This is a genomic window from Microvirga lenta, assembly GCF_020532555.1.
Classification (GTDB): Bacteria; Pseudomonadota; Alphaproteobacteria; order Rhizobiales; family Beijerinckiaceae; genus Microvirga; species Microvirga lenta.
Genome location: NZ_JAJBBR010000001.1, coordinates 282,651 through 300,103 on the forward strand (window position 1 = coordinate 282,651; position 17,453 = coordinate 300,103).

Sequence of the window (17,453 nt, forward strand, 5' to 3'; positions counted from 1 at the left end):
CTGCATGACGAGAAAGCCTGACGCTACAACGACCGCGGCGCGCATCGCCCAGGGCCGCGGCTCCGCTCCCGCCGATCTCGTCATCACCGACGTCCGCCTGCTGGATCTTGTGACAGGATCCCTGGCGCAGACGGATATCGCCATCTGCCGCGATACCATCGTCGGCACCTATGGACGGTTCAAGGGCACACATACGATCGACGGGCGCGGGCGCATCGCAGTGCCAGGCTTCATCGACACCCACCTTCATGTGGAGTCTTCCCTCGTCACGCCGCTGGAGTTCGACCGCTGCGTTCTTCCTCACGGGGTGACGACGGCGATCTGCGACCCGCATGAAATGGCGAACGTCATCGGCACCGCGGCGTTCGATTATTTTCTCTCGTGCGCGGATCGGATGATCATGGATCTGCGCGTGCAGCTTTCGAGCTGCGTGCCGGCGACGCATCTGGAAACATCCGGAGCCCGGATCGAGGCGGGCGATCTGGCCCGCTACCGCGACCATCCCAAGGTGATCGGCCTTGCGGAGTTCATGAACTTTCCCGGCCTGCTGGCTGCGGATCCCTCTTGCTTGGCGAAGATCGAAGCCTTTGCCGGCCGGCACATCGACGGGCACGCGCCTTTGGTACGCGGCCTCGATCTCAACGGCTATCTTGCCGCCGGCATCCGCACCGATCATGAAACCACGACGGCCGAGGAGGCGCTGGAGAAGATCCGCAAGGGCATGACCGTGCTGATCCGCGAAGGTTCCGTCTCGAAGGACCTGCATGCGCTGGCGCCGCTCCTCTCGGTCCAGACATCTCCCTTCCTGGCTCTGTGCACCGACGACCGCAATCCCCTCGACATCGCCGAGGAGGGCCATCTCGACTTCATGATCCGGACGCTGATTTCGTTGGGCTGCGAGCCGCTGGCCGCCTATAGGGCCGCTTCGCTGACTGCGGCCCATGCGTTCGGCCTGAACGACCGAGGCATGATCGCGCCGGGCAAGCGCGCCGACATCGTTCTATTGGACGATCTCGAAGCCTGCGCCGTCTCCGACGTGATCGCCGGCGGGCATCTGGTTGATGAGACGCTTTTCACGACCCGCGAGACGATTGTTCCCGTCGGGCTCAACAGCGTGAAGGCGGCGCCTGTTTCGCCTGAGCAGTTCCGGGTCGAGAGCTCGACCGGCAAGGCCGAGGTCATCGGCGTCATTCCGGGAAAGATCATCACGGAGCATCTGAGCCTAAACCTGCCCGTGCAGAATGGAATGCTCCGGATTGATCCTGGGCAGGACGTGGTGAAGGTCGCAGTGGTGGCCCGCCACGGGATCAACCACAATATCGGCTTGGGGTTTGTAAAGGGCTTCGGCTTGAAGCGCGGCGCCATTGCCTCATCGGTGGGACACGACAGCCACAACATCTGCGTAGTCGGAGCCGACGACAGCGACATGGCCGTCGCGATCAATCGCCTGCGGGAGATACAGGGCGGCTTTGTGGTCGTGTCCGACGGCACCGTTCGCGCTGAGCTCGCATTGCCGATCGCAGGCCTCATGAGCGACAAGACCTACGAGGACGTGCGCGACGCGCTCTATCCTCTGAGGGACGCGGCCAAGGGCCTCGGAGTGACCCTGGCGGAGCCTTTCCTTCAGGTGGCGTTCCTGCCACTGCCGGTCATCCCGCACCTCAAGATCTCCGATTTCGGCCTTGTGGATGTGGACAGGATGCAACTGGTCTGATCGTGTCAGCCTTGGAATGAGACATGTTCGAAGATTTCACGCACCGGCAGATCGCGACATCCGAAGCCGTCATCAATCTACGACACAAAGGAAACGGCCCTCCCCTGCTTCTTCTGCACGGTCACCCGCAGACCCACGCGATGTGGCACCGGATCGCACCGCGTCTGGCAGAAACCTATACGGTGGTCTGCGCCGACCTGCGCGGCTACGGCGACAGTTCGAAGCCTCCGACGACGGCCGACCACGCCCCGTACTCGAAGCGAGCCATGGCGCGGGATCAGGTCGAGGTCATGCAGATCCTCGGCTTCGAGCGGTTCGCCGTTGTCGGCCATGATCGCGGCGGCAGATGTGCCTACCGGATGGCGTTGGATCACCCGGAGCGCATCGTGGCGCTGTCGGTTCTGGACATCCTGCCCACGGCCGAGCATTTCCAGCGCACGGACATGGCCTTCGCCATGGGGTACTGGCACTGGTTCTTCCTGGCGCAGCCGCATGATCTGCCGGAGCGGCTGATCGGTGCGGATCCCGATGCGTTCTATCTGCGCCGCGGTCGCTCCATGTTCGACGAGGCTGCCCTTGCCGAGTACCGGCGCTGCTACTCCAAACCGGAGACGATCCACGCCATGTGCGAGGACTACCGTGCGGGCGCGACCATCGACATGCAACTGGACGAGATGGACCAGAAGGCCGGAAAGCGCATCGCCTGTCCGGTGCTGGCCCTGTGGGGGCTCAGGAACGGCCTGGAACGCTGGTACGATGTCTGCGAGGTGTGGCGCGCTTGGGCTGACGACGTGCAGGGACACGGCATCGATTGCGGCCACTACCTCGCTGAGGAAGCGCCAGAGGAGACGCTGGCGGCGCTCATACCGTTCCTGTCCCGGGCGTTCGAGAAATCCGGCTTCTAAAGCCGCCCGACGCGAAAGGACAAGGGGAACCGGATCGTGCGGCGCCGTTCCGGGTCGCCCCATGCTTCGAGCAGGTCGCGATGAAAGCTCTCGATCGGCTCTCGGCCGAGCGCCTTCTCCGCTTCTTTTACCGCGGACCATGTTTCCGTGTAGCCAGTGAAATCCGCCGCACGCCAGCTCACTTCGATTGCAAGAACTGGGGCAGTGAGTTCCTGGAATGGGAATGCGAAGGCGCGGTAGCCATCCTCCACATGCCGCCGCTCCGGTGGCCAATACGGTCCGACCACATCCTTGTAGAAATGCTGGATCGTCGGGTCGATCTCCGGATCGGCTCGCACGACGCCGTAGGTGATCAGCGCAAGGACGGCGCCGGGTTTTCCGACGCGGCGAACCTCCTCGTAGAATGCCGGAAGATCGAACCAGTGGGCGGCCTGGGCTGCGGTGACGAGATCGACCGAGGCTGGTGGAAGGCCACATTGCTCCGCCGGTGCGACACGGTATTCGACACGTGCGTGAGGCTGCGCCTTTCCGATCTGCTGCGGGCTTGCATCCGTGGCGATGACGCGGTCGAACCTCTCCGCCAGCAGAACGGATAGCTGTCCCGTGCCGCAGCCGACGTCGAGTGCCGCACCGGGAGCCGGGCAGAGACCTGCCAGAAAATCGACGACAGCCGGAGGATATGTCGGACGATAGGCTGCGTAATCGCCGGACCGGGTCGAGAAGTGGTCCTTGAACGACAAGGTCAGAACTCTGTGAAGGGCGCGATGGTGATGCCGTTCGCCTCGAGCTTCGCCCTGATCGTCCGCGCCATCGCGACGGCGCTCGGCTCGTCCCCATGAACGCAGACCGTGTCGACCCGAATGGGAATGCGCTTGCCCGTGACCGTCGTGACGGCGCTTTCCTGGAGTGTCTGCAGCACGCGCTCGGCCGCGGCCTCGGCGTCGTGCAGGACGGAGCCGGGCTTCTTGCGGCTGGTCAGGGTTCCGTTGTCCTCGTAGGTGCGATCCGCGAAGAACTCGCGCGCCACGGGCACGCCGATCTTTTCGGACGCCTTCTCCATGAGAAGGCCCGGCATGCAAACGTTCACGAGACTGCCGTCCACGCCCTTGATGGCGCGGGCGATGGCGAGCGCCAAGTCGTCGTCCTCGTTCGCCATGTTGTTCAGCGAGCCATGGGCTTTTACGTAAGTGACCTTGTGTCCCGCAAGGGAGGCGACGGCCTGCATGGCGCCGATCTGATAGGCGACCATGCGCTCGATCTCGGCCGGGCTGTCGCCGCGGATCACGCGGCGTCCGAACCCCTGGAGGTCATTGAAGCCGGGATGCGCGCCGACGGCGACGCCTTTCCGCTTCGCGATCTCCGCCGTGCGGAACATGATGGACGGATCGCCGGCATGGAAGCCGCAGGCGATGTTGGCGGAGGACACGATGTCGAGCATCGCCTCGTCGTCGCCCATGGGCCAGGGACCGAAGCCTTCGCCCATATCGCAGTTCAGATCGATTTTCATGCGCATTACACCAGCACCGGCTGCGCCTGTTGCGTGCCGACTTGAAAGACGCGTTTGTAGCGTTCGATTTCAGCCTTCGGCCCCATGGCCTTCGTGGGATTGTCCGACAGCTTCACCGTCGGTCGTCCGTCAGCCGAGATGACCTTGCAGACGATGGAGATCGGATCGAGGCTTCCGTCCGGAGCCAGACCACGGAAGTCGTTGGTCAGAAGCGTGCCCCAGCCGTAGCCGATGCGCATGCGGCCCTGGAAGTGCCGGTGGATGCGCTCGATCACTTCCACGTCGAGACCGTCGGAGAAGATCGCCAGTTTCTCCTTGGGGTTCTGGCCGCGTTGACGCCACCATTCGATAGCCTCCTCGCCGCCTTCGATGGGCTCCTTGGAATCGACACGGATACCGGTCCAGGAGGCAACCCAATCGGGAGCGTTCTGCAGGAAGTTCGTGGTGCCGTAGGTGTCGGGCAGGATCACGAGAAGGTTGCCCTGGTAATCCTCCTGCCAGTCGGCGAGGACGCGGTAGGGGGCCTGAGCTAGTTCCTCGTCGCTGTCGGCAAGAGCGGCATAGACCATCGGCAGTTCGTGGGCATTGGTGCCCACGGCCTCCACCTCACGCTTCAATGCGATCAGGCAGTTGGAGGTGCCGAGGAAGGAGGACCCGAGCCCTTCGATCATCGCCTGAACGCACCAATCCTGCCAAAGATAACCGTGCCTGCGGCGGGTGCCGAAATCGGCGATGGAGAGATCCGGCAGCTTCCTCAGCCGCTCGATCTTCTCCCAAACCCTGGTCATGGCGCGGGCATAGAGAACCTGCAGCTCGAATTTGCCCATGCTCTTGAGGACGCCGCGCGAGCGCAGTTCGTTCAGGATGGCGAGCGCCGGGATCTCCCACATGGTGGTCTCGATCCACGGACCATGGAAGGTGAGGACGTATTGACCGTTCTGCTTTTCGAGCAGGTATTCCGGGAAGCGGAAGGTCTCGAGCCAGTCCATGAATTCCGGCGAGAACATCTGCCGCTTGCCGTAGAACGTGTTGCCACGCAGCCAGGTGGACTCACCCCGGGTCAGGGACAAGGAGCGCACATGGTCAAGCTGCTCCCGCAACTCGCCCGCGTCGATGATATCCCCCAAGCGGATGCGGGTGGTGCGGTTATGGATCCCGAAGGTCACCTGCACGTCCCGATGGCGGCGAAAGATCGTCTGCGCCATCAGAAGCTTGTAGAAATCCGTGTCCAGAACGGACCGGACGATCGGATCGATCTTCCAAGTATGGTTGTAGACCCTGGTCGCGATGTCCACCATCGCCTGCTCCTCGCCGTTTCCGGAGGCGCGACAATAGCGAAGGGATGCCTGCGATGAAAGGGTGCCCGGCTACGGGATTCGGCCCTGCCGGATCTTATGGCGGCAGAACATCGACTTGAATCGAGGCATAATAGGCGGCCACGTTGGCGATATCCTCGTCAGAAAGGTCCTTCGCTACAATGTTCATCGACTCGTGCCTGCGTTCCAGCGAGCGATAATCCTTGAGCGTCTTGACCAAGTAGCCTTCAACCTGACCGGCGAGGTTCGGCGCCTCGGGGTTCTTCGAAAGACCGTCCATGCCATGACATGCCTGGCATACGACGACTTTCTGGCGCCCCGCGTGAGGGTCCGCCGCATCGGCCGGAACGGAGACGAAGCTGCTCAGGACGCCCCCAAACACAGCTACGGCGCAGACGTTTTTCATCTCTTCAGCCCCAAAGGAGCAGGCATGCCGATAGAGCATGCCTGCCAGGAGATCGGTTACTGGTTTTCGTAGGAGATGCGATAGATCGCTCCGGCCGTGTCGTCGGACACCAGGAGCGAGCCGTCGGGCAGAGTGGCGACGTCGACGGGCCTTCCGAGATACTCGCCGTTTTCCGTGAGCCAGCCTTCAGCGAAAACCCGGGGCTCGTCGGCCGTGCCATCCGGCTTCGCAGGCGTAAACATGACCCGGGCACCGACAGGAGTCGTGCGGTTCCACGATCCATGCTGCGCCGAGAAGATGCCGCCCTGATACTGTTGAGGGAACATTTTCCCGGTATAGAACACCATCCCGAGATCGGCCGCATGAGCCGTCATCTCGACCTGGGGCGCGACGACACCCGAGGGTATCGGGTCGTCCTTGTACTCGACTGTCCGGATGGCACCGCCGCCGTAATAGGGAAAGCCGAAATCCTGCCCCATCTCGGTGATCCGGTTGACCTCTCCGGGCGGCTGATCGTCGCCCATGCCGTCAACTTGGTTGTCGGTGAACCACAAGGTCTTGTCGCTCGGGTTGAAATCCATTCCGACGGAATTGCGAATACCGGTGGCGTAAACCTCCTTGTTCTTGCCATCCTGGTCCATGCGGACGATGCCGCCTATGCCCGTGCGCTTGTAGAGGTCCATCTTGTCCTTGGGCGGCACGTTGAACGGCTGACCAAGAGCGATGTAGAGCTTGTTGTCCGGTCCGACCCGGCACACCCTTGCGGTGTGATTGTAGCTTTCCTCGGCTGCGGGAATGAGATCCCCCTGCTTGGCGACCACGAAAGCAGCCACGTCGGGGCCCTCGTAGAAGAATTCAGCTGCCGGAAACTGCAGCACGCGGTTCTGCTCAGCGACGTACAGGATGCCATCGCGCGAGAAACAGACGCCGTTCGGAATCTTGAAGGCGACGGATGGAGCAAACTGTTTGACCTCGTCGGCCACCCTGTCCTTGTCGCGATCGGTGGCGACATAGACGTTGTTCTTGCGCGTGCCGACGAACACGACGCCAGTCGAAGGACCGACTGCCATGTGGCGTGCGTCGGGAACGAGCGCATAGAGGTCGATCTTGAAGCCTTCAGGCAGCTTGATCTTTTCCAGATTGCGCCGAATGGCGTCGGCGCGGCGCCCTTCCTGTGGAATGGGCTTGGGCTCCACCGTTCAAGTACTCTGGAAGGATGAGAGCTTTTCGAGATTGCTCGTCGGCGATTGGGCAGCAGGCTGAGCGAGAACTTGGGACGCAAGAGCAACTGTCGAGACGGCGGCAAGCCAGATGGCTTTCATCGTTCCCTCCCCGGGTTCGCCCCCTCAAGCACCGTTATTATGGTTCGATCCGTAATCTTTCTGCGCAGTTCACTCTACTGATTCCACTATACTTAAGCTTATGAAACGACGAAAGACTGAAATGAAAAGGGGCCGCGAGGCGGCCCCAGTTCTTTCGAGATCTATCTACCGATATCAGCGCAGATTGACTTTCGCCTGATCGCCCGGATCCGGCTGCTGGCCGGTTACGGCAGCTTTGGCGTAGCCATACAGGTGAACCAGGGTGGACGAGGGGCTGTCCCAGTACTCGCCCTTGACCGGGTGGACGCGGATCAGGGCGATCTGCGGGTCGTCGACACCTTCCGGAAACCACGCCCGCAGGGGCTCCGACCACTTTTCCTCGATCTTCGCGCGGTCCCGGACGACCTCCGCTTTCCCCGACACGGAGACGTAGGTCTGGCTGCTCGGGTCGGAATAGGCGAGATTGACCTCGTTGTCCCGGGAGACTTCCGTGATCTTGGGAGACTGGATCTGCGTGAAGAACCAGAGATCTCCATGCTCGTCGGCTTCCTGGCTGTGCATGGGCCGGCTGTGGAGAGTGCCGTCGGTATCGACGGTGGTCATCATGGCGATCTTCACGTCCTTGATCAGCTCGTAGAGCTTCTTCGCGTTGGGATCGTTATGGCCGTGTTGGTGCATCTTTGTCTCCTCGATCTCGTCACAGGCCCTCGGGGCGGCAGCAGCGGATTGGGGAATTCCACTTAGCCCCGCCAGACAACGGCGTGGGCCGCCGGCCGGATCAGACCGACTTCCAAGGGACACGGTGAACAACGGACAAGGTGCGCTTTGGTTCGGGATATCGTGCACGCGTGAACGCTTATGCCTTAACGCAGGAGTGCACAGGCTATACATGACGGGCAGACATCCCGAGATCCGGTGCAGGAGACTCCATCGTGGCAATTACCCGTGAACATGTGCTTCAGGCGCTCTCGACCATTCCTGTCGATGCGGGCGGGACGAGCCTGGTGGCTTCCGGCCGCCTGTCCGACATCGTGGTCGACGATGCGGCTCGCGTCATGTTCTCGATCGCGATCGACCCGTCCGAGGCGGCCGGCATGGAACGGGTGCGCCAGGCCGCGGAGGCCGCCGTTCAGGGACTTCCCGGGGTGAAAGGCGTCTTCGCCAGCCTTACCGCGGACCGCCCTGGCGGCGCTGGAGCGGGAACTCCTTCCGCCGCGGCGCCCCGGCGTCCTCAGGCGGCCGCCCAACCCAGGACGCAACGCATCCCGGGCGTCAAGCATGTGATTGCCGTCGCCTCTGGAAAAGGGGGCGTGGGCAAGTCCACCACCGCCTGCAATCTGGCTCTCGGACTAAAGTCGCTCGGGCTGAAGGTGGGCCTTCTGGATGCGGACATCTATGGCCCTTCCATGCCGAAGCTGTTCGGCGTTCACGGAAAGCCGCAGCTCCTGGAGGGCCGCATCCTCGAACCGATGGAAGCCTATGGCATCAAGCTGATGTCGATCGGCTTCCTGGTCGACGAGGAGGCGGCCATGATCTGGCGCGGCCCCATGGTAATGTCGGCGATCACGCAGATGCTGCGCGAGGTCGCCTGGGGCGATCTGGACGTGCTCGTGGTAGACATGCCCCCCGGCACCGGGGATGCGCAACTGACCATGGCCCAGGCCACGCCCCTTGCCGGAGCCGTCATCGTGTCCACCCCGCAGGACCTGGCCCTGATCGACGCCAGGCGTGGCGTTTCCATGTTCAAGCGGGTCGAGATCCCCATCCTCGGCATCGTGGAGAACATGGCCACCTTCGTGTGCCCCCATTGCGGGCAGAGTTCGCACATCTTCGGCCACGGAGGGGCGCGATCGGAGGCCGAGCGTCTGGGCGTACCCTTCCTGGGCGAAGTGCCGCTCAACATGTCGATCCGCGAATTGTCCGATGCGGGACGCCCCGTGGTCGCGACCGATCCCAAAGGCCCGCACGCCAGGATCTACAAAGACATGGCTGGACAGATCTGGACGGCGCTGTCCGGCGGCGCCCCGGCGAGGCCCGCTCCCCGCATCGTCATCGAGTGATGGCGGACGGCGTGCCGCAGGTCTATCCCCCGACTCTCGGTGTCGTCCTGGCCGGAGGCCTCGCACGGCGAATGGAGGGCGCTGACAAGTCGCTTCAACCGCTCCGGGGCCGCCCTCTCCTGAACCATGTACTTGAACGCCTCAGCCCCCAATGCGATGAGGTCGTCATCAATGCGAACGGTCATCCCGAACGCTTCGAGAGACTGGGTCGGCCGGTCGTGCCGGACCCGGTCCCCGGCAATCCGGGCCCGCTTGCCGGTCTCCTGGCCGCCCTCGAATGGGCGGCAACCGCCAAGCCTGGAATTCAATGGGTGGCAAGCGTCCCCTGCGACACGCCCTTCATACCGGAAGACCTCGTGTCACGCCTGCACCAAGCGCGGGCCGCAGCCGGCACCTCCATCGCCTGGGCCTCATCCGGACCGCGCACCCACTACGCTGTCGGATTGTGGTCCGTGGACCTGCGGGAGGATCTCCGCGATGCCCTCGTCGCCAGGAAGCTGCGGAGCATACGAGAATGGGCGGACACGCATGGTGCAGCCAGTGCCGAGTGGAACATCGAAGCGGCCGACCCATTCTTCAACATCAACACTGCAGCCGATCTCGCAGAGGCAGAGCGAGTTGTCGGGGATGCGGACAGCCGCTAGAACGCCCCGTCGCCGTCTACGTAGCGGCCACCGAGGATCCGCATGATAGAACTCGATCTTTCAGGCCTGAAATGTCCGCTCCCGGTTCTGCGAACCCGCAAGGCCCTCCGCGGACTGCAGCCCGGCGAGAAGCTCCTCGTCGTGGCCACGGATCCTCTGTCGTCCATCGATCTGCCCAACCTTGTCCGAGAGACGGGTGACATTATCGAAGATCAGAGACAGGACGGCCCCAGCTTGGTCTTCCTGATCCGTAAGGAGGCCTGAGAACGCAAAAGGCCCAGCCTGAAGCCGGGCCTGTCCGCAGATTGATCCGCCGGATCAATCGTTGTTCTGGCGGAAGGAATCCTTGATGCCGCCGATGGTGTTCTGGATCTTGCCTTCGGCCTTATCCATCTTGCCCTCGGATTCCATCTTGGAATCGCCCGTGGCCTTGCCGAGACCTTCCTTCATCTTGCCCTTGACGTTCTTCATGCTGCCTTCGACGCGATCGTTATCCATCATCATTCTCCTCAAATAGTCGAAGCACCCGAAGGGGAACGTTTGAGAAGAGCAAGGGTTTCGGAAAACTATCGGTAGAGAAAATCCCGCCACTTCGCCCACGAGGCGAGCCGATTACATCCCTTTCCGCCTGGCCGGCACCCAAAAAGCGCAACAGTTACAACAGATAAGGACCAGCGCTGCTTCCGGCAGCGCTCCGCTCACTACAGACAAGCTGGGGAGGCTGGCACCTCTCGCTCCTCGACCTCAGGCGCGTGCCCTCCCGCACCTGTCGTCTCGCAGGCTCTACACAAACCGAGGGAGCGACATAAAAACGTTATATCCTTATGTAACGTTGAGCCCTGATCCCTTGCCCGAGTCCAAGACGCCCCCCGAGAAGCACCCGCGACCGAACAAGACGCCCCCCGGCAACGAAGCTCGGCGGGACCCCTCCCGGCATCTCGACCGTATGTCCCTGCTCGCGCACCAGCTCATGACTCCGCTATCGACAATCTCCACGCTCGCCCAGGGCCTGATGAGGCGGGCCAACCGCCTCAGCACGGAGGACGTTCAGGAGCGGTCGGAAAAGATCTGGCGTGCAAGCCTGCGCCTCCAAGAATTGATCGAAACGATCATGTCCTATACCCGGATCAATTCGGGGGCCCTGACACCCAGTCTCAACCTGTTCAACCTCGAGAACCTCGTGCGGCGGGTCTGTCAGGAGCACCGCAACCAGGAGCTGAGCAGACCCTTTCAAACCGACCTTCAGGACCTTCCCGACGTCTTCGTCGGCGATCCGGTCCTTCTGGAGCAGGCGCTCGCCATCATTCTGTCGAACGCCATGAAGTACTCGCCGGTGGACTGCCCGATCATCGTCAGGAGCCGCAAGCGCGACGGAAACATCATGATTGAGGTCACCGACCAGGGGATGGGCGTTCCGGAAGGGGATCTCCCCTACCTCATGCAGCCCTTTTTCCGGGGGCGGAACGTCAAGCACATGCCCGGAACAGGGCTGGGACTGAGTCTCGTTTGGCACATTCTCAAGCTGCACGGGGGAAGCGTGAGGCTCGACAGCAAGGAGGGAGCAGGAACGACCGTTGCTCTCATCCTCCCCGACGGGTCTCCCGTTGATCTCGGCGCCGACATATGAAGCAAAGTCGGAAGGACGCTCCGCAACCCTCCTGCTAGCGAATGAGGATGGCGCGAAAATCGTTCACATTTGTAAGCGTCGGCCCCGTCACCACAAGCCGCTCGAGCCGTTCGAACGCGGTGTAAGCATCATTGCCCGCAAGAAGGGATGTCAGATCGATCCCTTTCTCCCGCGCAATCGGGAGGAGGGATGCGTCGAACCACGCTCCGGCATTGTCTTCCGATCCGTCGATCCCATCCGTATCGCATGCCATCGCTGACACGCTCCTTTCTCCCTTCAGCGCAAGCGCCAGGGCCAGCAGGAACTCGGCGTTGCGCCCGCCCCGCCCCTGGCCGCGGACCGTCACCGTCGTCTCCCCGCCCGAGAGGAGAACGCAGGGGCGAGCAATCGGCTCGTCGTGCTGCAGGACGGAATGCGCGATGCCCGCCATCACGCGCCCCACCTCCCGCGCCTCCCCCTCTATGGCATCTCCGAGCACAAGGGGATTGAGCCCGAATTCGCGCGCCTTCGCCGCTGCAGCGTCCAGGGCCATCTTCGGCGTGGCAAGCATGTGCACCGGGCCGCCTGCGGCAGGACGATGCACCGCATTGGCCTTGATGGCTGCGGCTATGTGCGGCGGTACATCGATGTCGTATTTGCGCAGGATCGAAAGAGCCGCTTCGGGATCGACTGTCTCGGGAATGGTCGGCCCCGAACCGATGCTGGACGGATCGTCTCCCGGTACGTCGGAGATCAGGTACGTCACGAGTTGCGCCCTGCCGGCGCTTGCCGCAAGCCGCCCTCCCTTGATGGCCGAAAGGGACTTGCGCACCAGGTTCATCTCGCCGATGGGGGCGCCCGACTTCAGGAGCGCCCGGTTCAGCGCCTGCTTGTCGGCAAGCGTCACCCCCTCTGCCGGGAGAGAAAGGAGCGCCGAGGCCCCGCCAGAGACGAGAGCGACCACGAGATCTTCGGGGCCGGCATTCTCGGCAAGCTGCAGAATGCGTCCTGCAGCATTCAGTCCCGCCTCGTCCGGGACCGGATGAGAGGCCTCGACGACCTCGGTGGAGGTGGTCGGCACCGCGTGCCCGTATCGCGTGACGACCAATCCCTCGCAGCCTGCTCCCGTGCGAGTCCAGGCCTGCTCGAAGGCCGCAGCCATGCGTGCGGACGCCTTTCCTGCCCCGACGACGATGGTTCGCCCCTTCGGCTTCGGCGGCAGCCGACCGTCGAACTTCCCGTCCGGTAGCGCAGCGCTCAATGCCGCCTTGAACAGCGCATGGAGGATCTCGGATTCGTTCGGCATGGCGTTCCTTTGCAGGGCTTTCATCGGGAGGAAATCAGGACGTGAAGAACGGCACGCGCATGACATGCCGATAGGTCTCGCCGGGCCTGAGGATGGCATTGGGAAAATGCGGCTCGTTGGGAGAGTTGGGATAGACCTGCGTCTCGAGCGCGAACCCGGCATGCTTGCCGTAGACGGCCCCGCCCTTCCCGATAGCAGGCGCCTTCTCGAAGTGATTGGCGGTGTAGAACTGGACGCCGGGTCGATCCGTCCAGATCTCCAATCCTCGCCCAGTACCCGGGTCTACGGCACGCGCTGCACGGCGAAGTCTTCCGCTCTCCCCCCGGAGACAGAAGTTGTGATCGTAACCGGCCTCGGGCAACTGGGATGTGTCGTCGATGGCCAGGCCGATCGGCCTTTCATTTCTGAAGTCGAACGCCGTACCGGCTACGGGGGCAATCTCGCCGGTCGGGATCTTGCCGGGACCCACTGGCGTGTAGTGGTCGGCCTCGATGAGGAGATGCTGATCGCGGATGCTGCCTGAGCTGTGGCCTGCCAGATTCCAATAACCATGGTAGACCAAGTTGATGATCGTCGGCCGGTCGGTGGTCGCCTCCAGGACGATCTCCAGGGCAGACTCGTCGGTCAGGCGGTAGGTGACGGATGCGGCCACGCGTCCGGGATAACCCTCGTCCCCGTCCGGGCTGTCCAAGGTCAGGCGAATTGCATTGCCTTCCGTGTCAGGCTCCGCAGTCCAGATCTGCTTATTGAACCCTCGGAACCCGCCGTGGATGTGATTGGGAGCTTCGTTGACGGAGAGCGAGTACAGTTCCCCATCAAGCGGGAACCGCCCCAGGGCGATCCTGTTGGCGTAGCGCCCGCAGATAGCACCGGCGGAGCCGCGATACTGGAGGTAGGACGGCAGATCATCATAGCCGAGCACAACATCGTCCATGCGGCCGGTACGATCTGGAACGTGCAGTTCGCTGAGGATTGCCCCGTAGGTGATGACGCGCGCACGCAGAACACCGCTCTCAAGCCGGTAGGCCTCGACAGGCCGCCCCTCGATGGCGCCGAACACCGTCCTTTCAATCCCCATATCCCTGTCCTTGTACGCTGCCGAAAACCCGAAACGTCTCGTGATCCTGACCATATAAGCACCAGGGCCGGAGAAAATCGACTTGGTCCCGACAACCCTGCTTGATCTGCCGAAACCCGCCTTCTAGGTTCGCGGCAGATCTCGGAATTCCCGTTCAGGATGCCCTATCGATGCGCAAGTTGCCCTCCTTCTGCCACGTCTCCGGATCCAAAGGGGCCGAGCGTTGAAACCCCTCTCGCAGTTTCCGCTCGAGCAGGCGCGCGCCGTCCGTGTCGTCCTGACGGATATCGACGATACGATCACGACGGAAGGAGTGCTGACGGCCTCCGCCTACGGCGCGCTCGAGGCGCTGCACCGTGCAGGCTTCACGGTCGTGCCCGTGACGGGACGACCGGCGGGCTGGTGCGATCATATCGCCCGAATGTGGCCGGTGGATGCCGTGGTCGGCGAGAACGGCGCGTTCTATTTCAGATACGACCGTCACCGGAGGAAGATGCACCAGCACTTCTGGGCTCAGCCGCAGGAACTGAAGCAGAACCGTGTCCGGTTGAGCGAGATTGAACGGGAGGTCCTCACTACGGTTCCCGGCTCCGCCCTTGCCAGCGACCAAGCCTATCGGGTGGCCGATCTCGCCATCGACTTCTGTGAGGATGTGCCGGCTCTGCCGGAAACGGAAGTGGACAGGATCGTCGCCATCTTCGAAAGAGCCGGGGCACAGGCGAAGGTCAGTTCCATTCATGTCAACGGTTGGTTCGGGGCCTATGACAAGCTCAGCATGGCAAAGACTCTCTTGGCCGAGGTTTTCGGCATCGGCTGGCACGAGGCACAGGAAAGCGTGGTCTTTGCAGGGGATTCGCCCAACGACGAGCCCATGTTCGCAGCCTTTCCCCTGAGTGTTGGGGTCGCCAACGTCCACACCTTCGCGCATCGGCTGAAGAACAAGCCGGCCTACATCACGCAAGGACATTCGGGCGACGGCTTTGCCGAACTCGCAGCCTTCCTGCTGCAGGCCAAGCAACGGAAAGACTCCGCCTGAATGCTTGCAGGAGGTGCGAAACAAATCGAATCCGCAATCGCAGGAAGATTCTGATGAAACTCGTGACCTGGAATATTCAATGGGGCCTGGGCTGCGATGGCAAAGTCGATCTGAGCCGGATCGTCGCTACGGCGCGCTCGCTCTGCGATGCGGATGTGTTCTGCTTTCAGGAGATCTCGCGTGGCTTCCCATCTCAGGACGGGGGCGAGGACCAGCCCGGGATCTTGGCGGACCTCCTTCCCGGCTACACTCCCGTCTTCCGCCCTGCGGTCGAGATGTTCGACAAGAACGGCGTTCCCCAGGTCTTCGGCAATATGATCCTCTCGTGCCTGCCGGTGCTACAGGTCACCAGTCACATGCTGCCGTGGCCTGCGGACGAGGTCAGGAGCATGCAGCGTCAGGCCCTGGAAGTCACCGTTGCCGCTAAGTCAGGCCCGGTCCGGATCACGACATGCCATTTGGAGTTCCACTCCACGGCCCAACGGGCCGTGCAAGTGGAGCGGATGAGGGAGCTGCATGCCGAGAGCACGCGGAGAGATCGGTTGTCGTTCCGCGACACCTCAAGCGGCCCCTACCGCACGCTTGCGGCGCCCGTCGGGGCGATCATCTGCGGCGACTTCAATCTGGTCCCGGAAGACGATCTCTATGCCCGCATGCAGATGCCGATCGCAGCGGATATTTCTTCCTTCGTGGATGCCTGGACAGCACGGCATGGGAACGTCCCGCACGCCCCGACGGCCGGCGTGGGCGACGCCCAGCAATGGCCTCAAGGACCCCATTGCCGCGACTTCATCTTCGTTTCCGAGGACATCGCCGATCAGATCGCCGATGTCCGCGTCGATGTGGAAACGACGGCCTCGGACCATCAGCCTATCGCGATGACGCTGGCGGAGTGAGTATCGGGACGCCTACACCCAGAATTGAAAGGGCCCGGTGGAGCGATCCACCGGACCCTTCATGGCTCAAATGCCGCTCAGGCAGATGTATTTGAGCTCGAGGAACCCTTCGATCCCGTATCTAGAGCCCTCACGCCCCAAGCCGGACTGTTTCACACCGCCGAAGGGGGCCATCTCATTGGCGATGAGCCCCGTGTTGACGCCGACCATGCCGCTCTCCAACGCCTCTGCGACACGCCAGACCCGCGCCATGTCCTTGGCATAGAAATACGATGCGAGGCCGAATTCCGTGTCGTTGGCCATGGCGATCACGTCCGCCTCATCCTTGAAGCGGATGATGGGCGCCAAGGGTGCGAAGGTCTCCTCCTTGGCCACCTTCATGGACTGGGTGATGCCTGTCATCACGGTCGGCTCGAAGAACGTGCTGCCGAGATCGGACCGCTTGCCGCCGGCAATGACCTTGCCGCCCTTGGCGAGGGCGTCGGCCACATGCTCCTCCATCTTGGCGACGGCGCGATCGTCGATGAGGGGGCCCATGCTCACGCCGGTCTCCGTGCCGCGCCCCAGCCGCAACTCCTTCGCCTTGGCGACCAGCTTCTCGGCAAAGGCGTCCGCCACGCCCTCCTGCACATAGATCCGGTTGGCGCAGACGCAGGTCTGACCCGCATTGCGGAACTTCGAGATCATCGCCCCCTCGACCGCCGCATCGAGATCGGCATCGTCGAAGACGATGAACGGCGCATTTCCGCCGAGTTCCAGCGACAGGCGCTTGATGCTGTCTCCGGCCTCCTTCATCAGCCAGCGGCCCACATTGGTCGAGCCCGTGAATGTGATCTTGGCGACCTTCGGATTATGGCAGAATTCCTTGCCGATCGGCTGAGCGTCGCCCGTCACGACGGAAAAGGCTCCCTTCGGGACCCCCGCCCGCTCCGCCAGGACGGCGAGCGCGAAGGCCGAGAGCGGTGTCTGTGCAGCCGGCTTGAGGACCATGGTGCAACCGGCTGCCAGAGCGGGACCAGCCTTGCGGGTGATCATGCCGTTAGGAAAGTTCCAGGGCGTGATCGCAGCGCAGACGCCGACGGGCTGCTTCAGGACGACGATGCGCTGATCGCCACGCGCCTGAGGAATAATGTCGCCGTTGATACGTTTGGCCTCTTCGGCAAACCACTCGATATAGGCTGCATTGGAAACCACCTCGCCCTTGGCTTCGGCCAGCGGCTTGCCCTGCTCCGTGGTGAGAATGAGGGCCAGATCGTCCGCATTGGCCATGATGAGATCGTACCAGCGCTTGAGAACCTGGCTGCGCTCCTTGGCCGTGCGGGCGGCCCATTCCTTCTGCACCTCATGGGCCTTATCGATGGCACGGCGGGCCGCCTCGGGGCCGAGATCGGGCACCTCGGCGATCAGGGCTCCGTCGAAGGGGTCCGTGACCGGGATGGTCTTGCCGTCCGGCGCATCGATCCATTCGCCCGCTACATAGGCTTTGCTTACGAGAAGCGAGGGATCCTTCAGATCGAGAACACGACGGTCGACGGGTTTTTGATGAACAGTCATCGGGTGGCTCCACGAAGAGGCCCACAGCAAGGGCGGATGGCGAGATGCCATATAAGCTTTTGAACAAGCCGTGTGAACCGCCGGACAGTACCGAACAGGGCTG

Annotated in this window: 17 protein-coding genes and 1 pseudogene; 8 read left to right on the forward strand and 10 right to left on the reverse strand. The window is 62.7% G+C overall.

The features are described 5' to 3' along the window. The first annotated feature begins 4 nt into the window (after positions 1–4). Complete coding sequence (gene ade, locus LGR44_RS01545; RefSeq protein WP_226736489.1) at positions 5–1,714, forward strand: adenine deaminase; 1,710 nt, start codon at positions 5–7, stop codon at positions 1,712–1,714. Positions 1,715–1,737: 23 nt separating this feature from the next. Next, the gene (locus tag LGR44_RS01550; protein WP_226736491.1) at positions 1,738–2,619 is read left to right on the forward strand and encodes an alpha/beta fold hydrolase; all 882 of its coding nucleotides are present in this window, start codon (positions 1,738–1,740) and stop codon (positions 2,617–2,619) included. Here LGR44_RS01550 and LGR44_RS01555 read toward each other — a convergent pair. The 6 genes and pseudogenes from LGR44_RS01555 to LGR44_RS01580 all read right to left on the reverse strand — a co-directional run bounded on the left by LGR44_RS01555 (position 2,616) and on the right by LGR44_RS01580 (position 7,848). Further along, entirely contained in the window at positions 2,616–3,359 is a 744-nt protein-coding gene (locus LGR44_RS01555; protein WP_226736493.1) for a class I SAM-dependent methyltransferase, read from the reverse strand. The two genes, LGR44_RS01550 and LGR44_RS01555, sit on opposite strands and share 4 nt — an antisense overlap. A gap of 2 nt (positions 3,360–3,361) precedes the next feature. Further along, positions 3,362–4,126: a LamB/YcsF family protein gene (locus LGR44_RS01560; protein ID WP_226736495.1), complete on the reverse strand. Its 765-nt coding sequence runs from the start codon at positions 4,124–4,126 to the stop codon at positions 3,362–3,364. Between the two features lie 5 nt (positions 4,127–4,131). Further along, a complete protein-coding gene (gene pncB, locus LGR44_RS01565) occupies positions 4,132–5,424 on the reverse strand; it encodes a nicotinate phosphoribosyltransferase (RefSeq protein ID WP_226736498.1) in 1,293 nt (430 codons plus the stop codon). Positions 5,425–5,518: 94 nt separating this feature from the next. Continuing rightward, complete coding sequence (locus tag LGR44_RS01570) at positions 5,519–5,848, reverse strand: c-type cytochrome (RefSeq protein ID WP_226736500.1); 330 nt, start codon at positions 5,846–5,848, stop codon at positions 5,519–5,521. A 56-nt stretch (positions 5,849–5,904) separates the two neighbouring features. Next, positions 5,905–7,170, reverse strand: a pseudogene (locus tag LGR44_RS01575) (PQQ-dependent sugar dehydrogenase). A gap of 174 nt (positions 7,171–7,344) precedes the next feature. Beyond that, a complete protein-coding gene (locus LGR44_RS01580; RefSeq protein WP_226736502.1) occupies positions 7,345–7,848 on the reverse strand; it encodes a pyridoxamine 5'-phosphate oxidase family protein in 504 nt (167 codons plus the stop codon). A gap of 254 nt (positions 7,849–8,102) precedes the next feature. On the opposite strand from LGR44_RS01580, the gene LGR44_RS01585 reads away from it, so the two are divergent. The 3 genes from LGR44_RS01585 to LGR44_RS01595 are packed head-to-tail and all read left to right on the forward strand — an operon-like array spanning position 8,103 to position 10,138. Then, entirely contained in the window at positions 8,103–9,230 is a 1,128-nt protein-coding gene (locus LGR44_RS01585; protein WP_226736504.1) for an Mrp/NBP35 family ATP-binding protein, read from the forward strand. Further along, the gene (mobA, locus tag LGR44_RS01590; protein WP_226737087.1) at positions 9,230–9,874 is read left to right on the forward strand and encodes a molybdenum cofactor guanylyltransferase MobA; all 645 of its coding nucleotides are present in this window, start codon (positions 9,230–9,232) and stop codon (positions 9,872–9,874) included. The genes LGR44_RS01585 and mobA overlap by 1 nt, the downstream gene beginning before the upstream one ends. Positions 9,875–9,916: 42 nt before the next feature. Continuing rightward, on the forward strand, positions 9,917–10,138 hold the full coding sequence (locus LGR44_RS01595) for a sulfurtransferase TusA family protein (protein ID WP_226736506.1): 222 nt from the start codon (positions 9,917–9,919) through the stop codon (positions 10,136–10,138). A gap of 54 nt (positions 10,139–10,192) precedes the next feature. Here the strand turns inward: LGR44_RS01595 and LGR44_RS01600 are convergent, their stop codons facing one another. Further along, positions 10,193–10,372 (reverse strand): CsbD family protein, encoded by a 180-nt coding sequence (locus LGR44_RS01600; RefSeq protein WP_226736508.1) that lies wholly within the window; start codon positions 10,370–10,372, stop codon positions 10,193–10,195. Between the two features lie 349 nt (positions 10,373–10,721). Here LGR44_RS01600 and LGR44_RS01605 point away from each other — a divergent pair, with 349 nt between their 5' ends. Beyond that, positions 10,722–11,501 carry a sensor histidine kinase gene (locus LGR44_RS01605; protein WP_226736510.1) on the forward strand — a complete coding sequence of 260 codons (780 nt, stop codon included), beginning with the start codon at positions 10,722–10,724 and terminating at the stop codon, positions 11,499–11,501. A 34-nt stretch (positions 11,502–11,535) separates the two neighbouring features. Here the strand turns inward: LGR44_RS01605 and LGR44_RS01610 are convergent, their stop codons facing one another. Together LGR44_RS01610 and LGR44_RS01615 are read right to left on the reverse strand one after the other, a co-directional pair. Next, positions 11,536–12,786 carry a glycerate kinase type-2 family protein gene (locus LGR44_RS01610; RefSeq protein WP_226736512.1) on the reverse strand — a complete coding sequence of 417 codons (1,251 nt, stop codon included), beginning with the start codon at positions 12,784–12,786 and terminating at the stop codon, positions 11,536–11,538. Positions 12,787–12,820: 34 nt separating this feature from the next. Next, positions 12,821–13,864, reverse strand: coding sequence for an aldose epimerase family protein (locus LGR44_RS01615; RefSeq protein ID WP_226736513.1), 1,044 nt, complete (start codon positions 13,862–13,864; stop codon positions 12,821–12,823). Positions 13,865–14,087: 223 nt separating this feature from the next. Here LGR44_RS01615 and LGR44_RS01620 point away from each other — a divergent pair, with 223 nt between their 5' ends. Continuing rightward, positions 14,088–14,900 (forward strand): HAD family hydrolase, encoded by an 813-nt coding sequence (locus LGR44_RS01620; protein WP_226736515.1) that lies wholly within the window; start codon positions 14,088–14,090, stop codon positions 14,898–14,900. A 53-nt stretch (positions 14,901–14,953) separates the two neighbouring features. Then, on the forward strand, positions 14,954–15,796 hold the full coding sequence (locus tag LGR44_RS01625) for an endonuclease/exonuclease/phosphatase family protein (protein WP_226736517.1): 843 nt from the start codon (positions 14,954–14,956) through the stop codon (positions 15,794–15,796). Between the two features lie 66 nt (positions 15,797–15,862). Here LGR44_RS01625 and LGR44_RS01630 read toward each other — a convergent pair whose 3' ends face one another. Further along, positions 15,863–17,350: an NAD-dependent succinate-semialdehyde dehydrogenase gene (locus LGR44_RS01630; RefSeq protein ID WP_226736519.1), complete on the reverse strand. Its 1,488-nt coding sequence runs from the start codon at positions 17,348–17,350 to the stop codon at positions 15,863–15,865. Positions 17,351–17,453 lie beyond the last annotated feature (103 nt).